This is a genomic window from Actinoplanes sp. NPDC051494 (assembly GCF_044454705.1).
In the GTDB taxonomy this organism is placed as follows: Bacteria; Actinomycetota; Actinomycetes; order Mycobacteriales; family Micromonosporaceae; genus Actinoplanes.
The window spans coordinates 270,045-282,151 of record NZ_JBITDZ010000006.1 but is presented as its reverse complement, the minus strand read 5'-3'; the positions used below and the strand labels follow the sequence as shown (position 1 = coordinate 282,151).

Annotated in this window: 6 protein-coding genes and 1 pseudogene (1 of these 7 only partly in view); 3 read left to right on the top strand and 4 right to left on the bottom strand. The window is 69.6% G+C overall.

From position 1 onward, the window contains the following. From ACIA6A_RS22760 to ACIA6A_RS22745, 4 genes and pseudogenes are all read right to left on the bottom strand, one after another. A pseudogene (locus ACIA6A_RS22760) lies at positions 1 to 1,976 on the bottom strand (hypothetical protein); the annotation flags it as partial. A 60-nt stretch (positions 1,977 to 2,036) separates the two neighbouring features. Then, positions 2,037 to 2,873: a hypothetical protein gene (locus ACIA6A_RS22755; protein WP_396099807.1), complete on the bottom strand. Its 837-nt coding sequence runs from the start codon at positions 2,871 to 2,873 to the stop codon at positions 2,037 to 2,039. Between the two features lie 159 nt (positions 2,874 to 3,032). Beyond that, positions 3,033 to 3,335, bottom strand: coding sequence for a WXG100 family type VII secretion target (locus tag ACIA6A_RS22750; RefSeq protein WP_396099805.1), 303 nt, complete (start codon positions 3,333 to 3,335; stop codon positions 3,033 to 3,035). A gap of 89 nt (positions 3,336 to 3,424) precedes the next feature. After that, positions 3,425 to 3,745 carry a WXG100 family type VII secretion target gene (locus ACIA6A_RS22745; RefSeq protein WP_396099803.1) on the bottom strand — a complete coding sequence of 107 codons (321 nt, stop codon included), beginning with the start codon at positions 3,743 to 3,745 and terminating at the stop codon, positions 3,425 to 3,427. A 321-nt stretch (positions 3,746 to 4,066) separates the two neighbouring features. On the opposite strand from ACIA6A_RS22745, the gene ACIA6A_RS22740 reads away from it, so the two are divergent. The 3 genes in view from ACIA6A_RS22740 to ACIA6A_RS22730 are tightly spaced (at most 20 nt apart) and all read left to right on the top strand, a layout consistent with a single transcriptional unit that may run on beyond the window. Then, positions 4,067 to 4,483, top strand: a complete 417-nt coding sequence (locus tag ACIA6A_RS22740; RefSeq protein ID WP_396099802.1) for a YbaB/EbfC family nucleoid-associated protein — start codon at positions 4,067 to 4,069, stop codon at positions 4,481 to 4,483. Then, positions 4,480 to 5,508: a hypothetical protein gene (locus ACIA6A_RS22735; protein WP_396099801.1), complete on the top strand. Its 1,029-nt coding sequence runs from the start codon at positions 4,480 to 4,482 to the stop codon at positions 5,506 to 5,508. Before ACIA6A_RS22740 ends, ACIA6A_RS22735 begins: the two co-directional genes overlap by 4 nt. A gap of 20 nt (positions 5,509 to 5,528) precedes the next feature. Continuing rightward, on the top strand, positions 5,529 to 12,107 hold the beginning of the coding sequence (locus ACIA6A_RS22730; protein WP_396099800.1) for a glycosyltransferase. The gene runs 24,843 nt beyond the window's last position; the window shows 6,579 of its 31,422 coding nt (coding positions 1-6,579); the start codon lies at positions 5,529 to 5,531; the stop codon falls past the right edge of the window.

The following is a 12,107-nucleotide window of genomic DNA, read 5'->3' as shown; positions in this document are numbered from 1 at the left end:
GGCGAACCACCAGGCGAACCCCCCGGCATCCCACCCGGCATACCACCCAAACCAGCACCACCCGGCGCCGTACCACCCGGCGCCTGCGGCACATCAACCCCACCGATCACCGGCGGCGACCAGTCAGAAGCATCACCCTCAACCAGACCACTGGAATCCGAAGCCTCAGGAATCCCACCACCCGGCGAACCACCAGGCGAACCCCCCGGCATCCCACCCGGCATACCACCCAAACCAGCACCACCCGGCGCCGTACCACCCGGCGCCTGCGGCACATCGATCCCGCCGATCACCGGCGGGGCCCAGTCGTCCTGGTCGCCTTCGAGGAGACCGCCCGCGTCGGACGGGTCGGGCATGCCGCCGCCACCCCCGCCGGGGCTACCGCCACCGGGCATGCCGCCACCGGGCATGCCACCCCCGGGCAGGTTGCCGGTGGATCCGTTGCCTGCGGGCGGAGCCGAGATCTCGGGGACGTCGATGCCGCCGACGTTGTCGCCCAGGCCGCCGCCCGCACCGGGCGGATCGGTCAAGCTGGGCGCGTTGAAGTCACTGGTCGGAGGTTTGACGGTGCCGTCCAGACCACTGCCGGCGCCACCACCGCCGGCACCGCCGCCGGGTGGCGGGCTCACGGCCGGCACCCGGATCGGGTTGTTGGACCCACCGGTCCCGCCGCCGGTGCCCGGCGGTTTGGAGATGGCCGGCGGCACGATCGGTGCGTTCGCGTCAGTACGGCCGTTCGTCGAAGGGCCGCCACCCAGACCGGGCAGGCCGCCGCCGAACCCCGGCGTACTGCCACCCGGCCCGTCGACACCGCCGGGCGGGTTGTCGATCGACGGCGGGATGACGGCGGCGTTGTTGCTGTTGAGGCCGGGCCCGTTGATCCCGCCGGAGCCGGGAGGCACGATCTCGGGCGCGTCGAAAGTATTCGGGTTGGCGAGGTTCTGCGCGTTCGAGGGGTTGAAGCCCGGAGGTGCGGTCGACGGCGGAGGAGTGGTCGTCGGCGGAGGAGTCGTCGAGGGCGGAGGGGTCGTCGAGGGCGGAGGGGTCGTCGAGGGCGGAGGGGTCGTCGAGGGCGGAGGGGTCGTCGAGGGCGGAGGGGTCGTCGACGGTGGAGGGGTCGTCGACGGTGGAGGAGTCGTCGGCGGAGGCGTGGTGGGCGGAGGCGTGACCGGCGGAGGAGTCGTCGTCGGTGGCGGTGTGGTGGGCGGAGGCGTGACCGGCGGCGGAGTCGTCGGTGGCGGCGTGACCGGCGGCGGGGCGGCCGGCGGCGGCGTGACCGGCGGCGGGGTCGGGTTCGGCACGTCGACCACCGGCGAAGCTTCCGTCGGCGGCCGCACCTGGCTGTAGGTGGAGTGGTACTCAGTCGCCACGGTGCCGACGACCTGAGCCATCTGCTCGGCCATCGGCTTCTCGAACTTCGTCCCGCTGATCGGCACCGGACCGCTACCGGAACCGACGCCGTTCTCCCGGGCGATGGCCGCCCAGGAGACATCGAGGTGGTAGATCTGCTCCTGGCCCCACTTCAGGTAGTGGGCACTGCGATAGAGCGCTTCGGGTACGGAGGAGGGCCCGGTCGTCGTACCACCGTTGATTCGTTCGGCGTTCCTGCCGACGTATTCGGCGAGCAGGTCCATCTTGCGGATGAAGGCGTCGGCGGCCTTGCCCTGCCAGGGATTGTCCTCACCGGCGACGGCGTGCACCTGGGCCCGGATGAACTTGTCCAGCCACGTCAGTGCATCCCGGATCCGGTGAAACGTCTCCCCGGAGTTGACCAGCGACTGCGGGTCGACGAGCGTCGCGGCGTGCGCCACCCCGGCATCCGAGTCCAGCGCGGAGCCGCCGCGGAGAGCCGCCTCCAGCTTGCGCCAGCCACGGTCCTCGTTCTTCCAGGCCTCGTAGTCCAACTCGTTCGCCACATCGACGGTGGACGGCAAGAACGTCGCTGCCGGCTCGACGTCACTATTCCACTCAGCCATGCCCAGGCCCCTTCATTGCCCCGTACTCCGTTACCACCGACGACCTACGATCGACGCAGCTCAGGCCTCTTTGTCGCCGCCGACGGTGCCGTAACCGCCGAGGGCGCCGAGCTCGCTCCAGGCATCCTTCATGTGCTCCTGGAGCTTCTGTTCCGTGACCTCGTTATCCTCCTCGGTCTTCTCGTATTCCTTCTTCATCTCCGTGAGTCCCTGCTGCACCTCGTAGATCGCCCGGTGCAGGGTCCGCAGCAGGCCGATGGTGTCACCGCGCAGGCCGGGGTCGCCCGAGCCGGTGCCGTCGATCTTCCTGCGCAGGAGCTCGGCCCGGGCGAACCCGCCCGGCTTGATGAACTTGCCTTCCAGCTCGGTCGCCAGCTTGAGCAGCTCACCCTCGTGCTCCGACTTGGCGATCTGCCCGAACGAGGTGATCAGGTACTGGATCGCCTCGGTGCTGACCGACATCTCGTTGTTCTGGTTGCCCTCGCCGTTGTACGTGTTCTCGTTGAGGTTCAGGTTCGAGGGCGGCCAGATCCTCTCGTTGTCACCGTCCGTCTTCAGCTCGTACGTCGACGGATCCGTGACGTCGATCTCCTGCCCGGCCTCGTCCGCCTGGTGCTGCTGGACCAGCTTCTTCCACTCGGGGTAGTCCATGTTCTTGTACTTCTCGGTGTACCAGTCCCACGCGGCGAGCTCGTCGGCGTCGTAGTCACCGCGTTCGAAGGTGCCGCCGGTGTCTTCTTTGTGCGTCGTGTTGCTGTCGGCCAGGATGTCGGCGTGGATCTTGTCGACGACGGTCTTGATGAAGCCGTCTTCCTCGCCGTGGTCCTTCTCCCACTGATCGAGAAGGCCCATCTGGTCGACGGCCTCGACGTTCGGGGTGTCCCAGTTGATGCCCATGATGTTCTCCTCGCCGGGTCGTGAAACAGTGACGCCCGGCGGCCCTCGGGGCGCCGGGTAACCCACGACCCTGGGCTGGGTGCGCCGGGCCGGGGAAACGGGAAAGACACAGCAGCCGGCCACCGCGTCGCCAGGGACACGGCAGCCGGCCGACGAGGATCAGCCGCCGCGGACGTCGTTCCAGATCTTCGCGTGACGCGACTCGGTGGTGCCGTAGTTGTCGGAGATCTGCAGCAGCGTGACCCGGGCCTGCTCGAGGTAGACCGTCATCTGGTTGGCCGAGGTGTTCCAGGCGGCCTTCGAGACGTAGTACTGCTGCTGCGCCGCACCGGTCCAGTCCGCGAGGCTGGTCTCGACGGTCTTCTCCATCTCGGACAGACCGTTCTTGATCTGGCCGTTGATCCGGTTCATGTCGTGCAGCACGGCGTCCGCCTGCTGGAAGTTGAACGTGTAGTTGGACACGTCGGTCCTCTCCCTGCCAAAGAAAGTTGCCGGGGGTGGCGGGCGCCACCGGGCGATGGAAGTCGTTTACTGGGCGAAACCGGAAGGAATCAGATGCCCGGGAGAGCAGCGCCGAAGTTGGCGGCGGTGCTGCTGGCGTCATCCTCGGCCGCGGTGTAACCCTTGGTGGTCACACCCATCACGTCGAGCATGTTGATGAGCTCGTTGATGACCTTCTTGAACGACATTTCCCAGCTGTCCATCGCCTGGTTGAAGCCGTTCGATGCCTGGCCCGTCCAGGACGCCTGCAGGGTCCCCATCTGGGTGTTCACGGCCTGCAGCTGGCCGGTGAACTCCTGCGCCTTGTTGGAGAACTCCTGGGCAGCACGCTGCATGCCCTCTTCACTGGTTTGCACGTTCGGCATCGTCACAGCCGTACTCCTCACGTCGGGTGCCGACGGCTCGGTTGGCGCCGTCCGGCGTTGCGTGCCGCCTGGCAGAGAAGAGCCGTCTGCCGTGGGCAGTGAAGAGTCTTGATGACGCAGGTACGGGAAGGACAACCCGAACCGCATCCCATGTCCGAACACCCGCCCAAGACTGCACTGCTTTTCTCGCCGGCCCGGGTCCGGCAGGCCACGGAAGCGGCCATGGGGAAGACTCGCTGCACGTTTTTGCCCTGAGAACCGCGAGGGTCTTCCGCCCGGACCCCGGAGCGTCTTCACTGACCAATCAACGTGAAGGGGGCGGGGTGGATGAACTTCAACGATCGCATCGAGAGCCTGTTCGAGAGCTACCAGCAGCAGCGCAACAGCCTCACCGAGCTGCAGGAGAAGATGCGGGCCCTGACAGCCACCGCCACCTCACCACGCCGTGAGGTAACCATCACGGTCGGTCAGAACGGTGTCATGACGGACATCAAGTTCCCGACCGGCGCGCACAAGCGACTCACCCCGGTCGACCTCACCGAGCTCATCATGACCACGTACGCCGAGGCGAAGGAGGACGTGATGCAGCAGGCTGCGGCCACCCTCGCGCCGATGCTCCCGGACGGCATGGACGCCCAGGCGCTGGTCCGCGGCACCGCCGGCACCGACGCCTTCCTGCCGAAGGAGCCACGTATGGTCACCAGCGTCCGCGAGATGCTCACCCAGGCCCGGACCGAGCAGTGACCCGGCCCATCGGTCAGCTCTGGGTGAACCCGGACGGCGTCATCGCGACCGGCGAGGCGTACGAGCAGCAGGTCCAGCTCTACGAGCGTTATGTGGAGCAGCTCACCCTGCTGCGCGAGCGGTACGGCAAGGCCTGGGGCGACGACGACATGGGCAAGGCGTTCTCGGACAAATTTCTGAAAGGGCTCGACAACCTCGACTCGTTGATCGGTGGCGTCAAGGGCACCCTGAACTACACCGCCGAGGGGCTGCGCGAGAGCGGAAAGATGTACCGCGACGTCGACGAGGGCGCCCGGGAAGCCGGCGAGAAGATGGCGCGCGACTTCGAGGAGGACCTGTCCGGCCCCCCGCTCGCACTCCGGAGCGTGAACGCCAGCGAGACGACCGGGTTCCAGAGCGATGAGCTGACGCCTCTGCAACCCGCGTACGCCGTCGAACGGGCGCGGATCACGCCGGCCCTCAGGGTCGAGGGCGAGCAGCTCTTCATGAAGAGCGAGCGCAGGGAGGCCGAGGCGTTCGCGGAACCCCTCCAGCCGACCACGAGCATGCAGTACGGCATCCGCGCGCGGGGCGAGCTGCTGACCCCGCAGCAGGAGGGCACGCCCGCCGAACCGATGCACCGGCTCGAACCGGCCCGCGCCACCGAGCCGCTGAGCCCGCTGATGCCCGCGTACGCGTCGATGCCGGCGTCCATCACCCCGGCGATGCCGGCCATCTCGTCCTACATGGCCACCTCCGAGTATGCGACCGCGTACGTCGGCGGCCAGCCGTTGCCGCAGGGGTACCAGCTGCAGGCGCTCAACACGTTCGAGGACGGCACCGCCCGCATCGACGCCAACATGTACGAGTCCGTGACCCCGCTGGCCGGCACCCCGGTCACCACTCCGGACGGGCGGCCCCTCGACCCCGAGGGCCGGCAGTTCTTCGTGGTCAAGGACAACCCGGCCGTCAACCCCGCCGCACCCGGCTACCAGCCACTCGTCATCTCCTACTCGGCGGATGGCACGCCTGTCCCGCTGGTCTGATCCGCTGAGCGCCGTCGACCATGCCTGATTTCCACATACCCAACGACCCTGAGTGGCAGTGGGCGTACGACGCCATCCTGTACACGGTCGGTGAGCAGTTCCCGGAAGCCGATCCGACCGCCCTGCGCGCCATGGGCGACGAGCTGTACAACTTCTCCAGCACCCTGCTGAACGGCATGTCGACCACGGCGGGCCTCGGGTCGATCCTGTCCAACAGCCTCGAGGGCCCGGCGGCCATTGCGTTCAGCGAATACCAGCTCGGCATCACCAAGTACGTCCCGAGCGGCGTGGACATCTCCAACGTGCTGGGCGGCGCGGCGTACAACTTCGCTCTCGACTCGGAGTCCACGCAGTACAACATCGTGATCGCGGCCTTCACCCAGGTCGTCGAGATCGCGATCGCCATGGCCAGCGGCTTCGGTGCGGCGGCGGTGCCCGCGCTGATCACGATCGGCCGGCAGGTCGTCCAGGAACTCATCAACTTCCTGCAGATGCGCCTGCGCAACATGCTGCTGCGCATGCTGTTCGAGGGCATCGAGGAGGGCCTCGAGGAGGTGTGGCAGGGCCTCGCCGCCCAGCTCACCCAGATCGCCGAGGGCAACCGCACCAAGGTCGACTACAAGGACCTGGCCATCTCGTTCGCCGGTGGTCTCTTCATCGGCGCGGGCGTCGCCGGTGTCCACCAGATCGCGGGGAAGTTCTACCCCAAGGTCAACAAGAACATGTACAGCCAGGAAACGCTGTCGGCGCTGGCGGAGACCCTCTTCGAGGGCCTCTTCATGCTGATGCTCAAGGGCGACTTCAACCCCCTCGCCACCTTGTCGTCCTCCATCATCGGCGGCATGGCCCACCAATGGGCCGACGAGTTCGGCAAGTCGTTCGGCCCTCCGGTGGCCGGCAACCACAACCTCCCCCCACTGGTCTTCAACAACCAGGTACACAATCCGCCGCCGGCCGCGGGAGCAGAGAAACCCCCACCCGGGTACGAGAAGCCGCCGCCCGGCTCCGGCCAGACACCACCCGGCTCCGGCGAGACACCACCCGGCTCGGGCCAGACACCGCTCCCCGGCAGCGAGAACCCCCCGCCGTACAGCGAGACCCCTCCGCCGTACAGCGAGACTCCCCCGCCCGCCGTCGCCGGCCCAGCGCCCGCCGGCGAAGCGCCGCCGCCCTACAGCGAGACGCCGCCGGTCTCCGCCGGCCCGTCCCCTCCCCGTCCCAGCAGCGAGAACAACACCGTCTGGGACGAAATGGCCGAGGCCGGCCGCGGCGGCAGGCCCTTCCCGGAGGTCACCACCCCCGCGCCGGTTCCCTCGCCCGTCAGCAACCCCACGCCGGCCCCCGTCAATGGCCCGACGCCCGCCACCACACCCGCACCCGCTCCGGCTCCTGCCCCAGCTCCGGCGCCCACCCCTGCCCCAGCACCAGCACCGGTCCCTGCACCAGCTGCAGCTCCGGCTCCGGCTCCTGCCCCTGCACCAACTCCCGCAGCCGCACCTGTGGGGCAGGAGCAGGGCTTGCCGGGCTTCGAAACCGCTCCGGCACCGGTAGATGCGCAGAACCCCGCCCCTGCGCCCGCCCCCGTCGAGGCGCAGACGCCAGCCCCGGGCACCGCTCAGACGCCCACCCCGGGCAACGCGACGCCAGCCCCGGGCAACGCTCAGACGCCCACCCCGGACAGTGCACAGACGCCGCTACCAGGACAGACGCAGAACCCGGCACAGAACCCGGGTCAAGAGCAGAACCCGGCACAGACACCGGTCCAGAACCAGAGTCCGGGCCAAACACCGCCTCTCACCCCAGCGCCCCAAACCGTCGCGCCTCCGGACACGGCTCCCGTGACCGAGGTCAGGCCGGCACCCAGCTCGACCGCCCCGACTCCGAACACCACGACGCCTGGCGCAACCACGGCCGATCCGTCACCCACAACGGTCCAGCCACCCATCACAGTCCAGCCACCCACTGCAGTTCAGCAACCCACTGCTGCCCAGCCACCGACGACAGTTCAGCCACCCACCGCTGTCCAGCAACCCGCTGCTGCCCAGCCACCGACGACGGTCCAGCCACCGACGACAGTTCAACCACCCACCGCAGTTCAGCAACCCACTGCGGTCCAGCCACCCACCACAGTCCAGCCACCCGCCGCAGTTCAGCAACCCGCTGCTGCCCAGCCACCGACGACGGTCCAGCCGCCGACGAACACCGTTGCTCCGGTCCCACCGCAGGCACCCGCGCTGCCCGAGGCCGGCTCGAACACCACCACGCCGAGCATCGCGACTCCGCCCGCCGCGACGCCGGTCGTCTCCAGCCCGGACAGTGTGGTCAGCACAACGCCGAACACAGTCGCTCCTGTCACGAACGCACCGACCGGCAACACACCGGGCACCGTCCCCGGCAACCAGCAGCCGGGGCCGGCCCGCGGCCCGGAGTCCGCCGGCCCCGCCACCACGACCTCGCCCGGCGGCCGTCCCGCACCGGGTGACCTCCCGCCGCTGAACACCGCGGTTCCCCCGGCGACCGCGGACGTGTCGCCGCTGACCGATCCCGTCGACCTCGGCGACTTCGTGGTCTCGCCGGTCGCTCCCGAGACCTCGGACACCGTCCCCGTAGCCGCGGAGCCCACGCCGCAACCCGCGGCGGAAGCGCAACCAGCCACCGACACGCAGCCAGAACCGGAGACACGGCCGGAACCGCGACCGGAAACGGAGACACGGCCGGAACCGCAGCCCGCGGCGGAGACACGACCGGAACCCGCCACGGAGACGCGGGCGGCCGGACGCAACGACCAGGCGGCCCCGGGCCCGGTGGCCGGCGAGGGCATCCGCATGGGTATCGACACCCAGCCGGACCCCGCTCCCCCGACGGTGATCGAGAAGACCGACACCCGCCGCAAAGTTCTGCTCGTCCTCGACGAGAGTGGCCATGGGCTGGGCGGCGTCCCGGTCTTCAACATGGAGCTCGCGCGCGGCCTCGCGCAGAACCACGACGTGACGGTCCTGACCGTCAACGACCGCGGCGACTACGACCAGGCCGTGGCTCAGCAGCAGCACGGTACGGACAATGTCGTCAACATTCCCGCCACTCCCGACCAGCGGGGGCTGGAGGGCCGGGACCGGCTCGCCGCGCTGGCCGGGCAGCCCACCCCTCCCCCCGGCCTCGAGACCAGCTACGACATGGTCATCGGGCACTCACGCTTCTCCGGCCCGGCGACCGAGACGATGCGGAACAACTGGTTCCCCAACGCCCGCCTTGTGCATTTCCTGCATACCAGCCCGGTGCGCCTGGACGTCGTCAAGGCGGGGCCCGACGTCACCCCCGGGGACCGTGCCAAGGGCGGCCGAAAGGCGAACCAGGAACGCGGGGTCATGCCGAAGGCCGACCTCGTCGTCGGTGTCGGCGACATGCTGACGCATGAGGCGAACCGCCTGTCGCAGCAGCTCTTCCACGTTCCGGCGCTGCACTCGCTGACCCCGGGCACCGAGGTCGGGCCGGCCCGCCCGCCGCGGCATTACGAGCCCGGTGACGAGATCACCCTGCTGCTCTCCGGCCGGGCCACCGACCCGATCAAGGGGGTCGAGAGCGCGGTACGTGCCGTCGGGCAGGCGCGCGCTGCCGGCGTACCCGTCAAGCTGGTCATCCGCGGCGGGCCGAAGCCGTCCGATGAGGCCGCGTTCCAGCAGTGGTCCGATTTCGCGGCCCAGCACGGCAACGGTGGCGTCGAACTGCGACCCTTCGTCTCCGATCCGGCCGAGCTTCAGCGGGACCGCGAGCAGGCCGACGCCGTGGTCATGACCTCGCTGCACGAAGGTTTCGGCCTGGTCGCCACCGAGGGCGCCGGCATGGGCATCCCGGTGCTGGTCAATCAGGAGAGCGGCGCGGCCGGGTTCTTCCAGCAGCTCGGCCACGACAACAGTGTGGTCCCGTCCACCGCCGACCCCGACCAGGCCACGCAGGCGTGGACGCAGGCCATCACCGACCTGCACGCCACCATGAACGACCGGGTGCAACAGGCGCAGCAGTTGCGCGACCAGCTCACACAATTCACCTGGTCGGACGCGGCGCAGTCCATGGTCGACGCCGCCATGCACACTCCCGCGCCGAGCCGGACGCCGCTCGCCAACCGGTTCGGTGACCGTTACTTCGGTGATGTCAGCCGGCAGGGCCCGGCCGGCACGGCCGAGATCAACGCGCAGCGCCGGAATTGGCGCGCCGACAGTTACTGGAGTGGCGCCGAGCCCTACCCGGGACCGACCGAGACCGACAGCCCGGTGGCCATCAGCCGTACGGAGACGGCTCCCAACGTCATCACCACCAGCTCGGAGATCGGCGCTTCGGCGGCCCACCGGCAGAACTCGGCCCCGCTGCCGCCCATCCTCGAGGACGAGAGCAGGGTCACGGAGAGCCCGACAGCGGAAAGCCCGACAGTGGAAAGCCCGGTCAGCGATGACCCGGTCACCCTGAGCACCGGCAACGGGCCGGTGCCGGGTGTACGGAACCTGCGGCAGGGCCCGGACGGCACGTGGACCGCCGACGGCAAGCCGCTGGTGGTACGCCCGCTGCCCGGCGGCCGGCCCGGTATCGCGCTGGTCTCGGACCAGGACTGGGCCACCCTCGGCTCCCGGAACCTGTTGCCGCCCGGCGCGGCGCACGCGGTCGTGGTGCACGGCTCCGGCAACGAGGTGCACGCCCCGGTCCGTAACCCCGACGGCACCACCTCCACCGTCTCGCTCAACGCCCAGCAGCTCAGCGACATCGCCGGCCGGCCCGGGACGCCACAGGCACTCGTCTCCTGCCAGACCGGTTCGTTGTCGGGTGGCTTCGCGCACCGGTACGCCCAGGCGAACCGGAGCGACGTCCTCGCGCCGAGGTCCGACATCATCCTCGGCTCCGCCGCCGCCCCCGGACAGGTACTCACGGTCGGCGGCGAGTCCTGGCAACTCTACGAGCCCACCGGGATCGACGATGAGGGCTGGGACATCGTCAATGACGAGAAGGCCTACGACGGGATCTCCGCCGTCGCCCCGCCGGCGACGACGAAGGACGGCGTCGACCTGGCGGCTGCCCAGGTCCCGCCGTTCGCCGGCGCCGGCCGGGTCACCGACGACTACCAGCTGCAGCACGACCCGCAGGCACCACAACCCTTCAGCCGTACGTTCGCCGAGCCCCAGATCACCGACCGCGGCCCGGGCACCAGTCCCCGGTACGTCGTCGAGCGCCCGACCCGGTACGACGAGCACCCGCCGATGCGCGTCTCACCGGACGGCACGATGGCGGTCAACGCCACCCCGGGCGGACGCAAGAACGAGTTCTACACCACACCCGAGCGCCTCGCGGCGATGAACGAGCAGCTGCGCACCGTCGGCAGCGCGGCCACCCTGCGGCCCGTACCGGGGAACACGCTCCGGACCGGGAACGGCCCGCAGCTGGTCATGGTGGAGCCCGAGTTCGACCGGGCGATGCCCGCGGTGTGCCGGGACTTCGCGGCCGGCGTCATGGGTGGCGATCCCTCCCACGTCGTGCTGCGACCCGGTGGCCGTACGGATCCGGGCACCGCCCGGGCCATCCCGGTCACCGCCCAGGACGGCATGGAGGTCACCGGCGTCCATCATCTCGCCGCGGAGCTCGCCGGAGCGGCCCGCGACAACCGCGTGACCGATCTGACCACCAACCGCGCACGAGACGTGATGGGGCAGGACACCCGTAGCCAGGGTCGCAAGGACGGCGCACCCCGGCCCGGCCGCGACTACGGCTCGTCGGTGCACAGCAGCCCGGCCATGACCGACGCCGCTCAGGCGCTCGGTGTGAACCAGTTCGCCCGGGCCCAGGTCGGCGAGGCCTATCTGACCCAGTCGATCAGCGACCGGGGCACGGGGGCGGACGCCGCCTTCGACATCGACCATTCGTCCACCGGTTCGCCGGTCACCCGCGAGGCCGGCGTCTACGGCTACCACTTCGCGACCGTCGTGGCCGAGAGTGCCGACGGCGACATGCACGTGACCCTGGAGAACGAGCGTCCGGACATGTCCGTCGAGGACATGGCAGACCAGGCGCTGCGCCAGAACGTCGAGCACTACCTGGCGACCGGCGAGGCCGATCCCAAGGACCAGCCGTACTACGACAGGCTGGCGCCCCTGCTCGACGATCCGGACGCCTTCCACCGGGAGGCCACGGTTCCGCGACTGCAGCTGCTCAACGATTCGCCCCAGGTCGTCCGGCACGAGGATCTCTGGCATTTCCAGGTCTTCGGCAACACCCCGGACGAGTCGCACTTCGCGGCGCAGCAGGAGTCGCCCTACTTCGTCAATCCGCTCACGACGGTCGTCGTCGGCGGGCACGGCTCCCGTACGGCCAAGGTTGATTTTGCTCCTGGTTCCACCACCGTGGATCCGGACACGAGGGAGCTGCGTTCGTTCGTCAAGTCCGCGGGCAAGGTGGCGGCCTGGCGGGACAAGCAGGGTCTGCCGCCGCCCGCGATCCGGGTGGAGAGCGGCGCGAACGGGCGCGGTCTGGTCCGGCTGCTGCCGGAGGGTTTCCCGTCGGCACACGCCACCCAGGTCGGCCGGCAACGGTCCGATGCGGTCCAGGACGCCTTGCACGAG

What these genes read in the sequence shown, in the direction of transcription:
- ACIA6A_RS22740 (WP_396099802.1), top strand. Translation starts at nt 4,067, where the DNA reads ATGAACTTCAACGATCGCATCGAGAGCCTGTTCGAGAGCTACCAGCAG.
- ACIA6A_RS22755 (WP_396099807.1), bottom strand. Translation starts at nt 2,873, where the DNA reads ATGGGCATCAACTGGGACACCCCGAACGTCGAGGCCGTCGACCAGATG.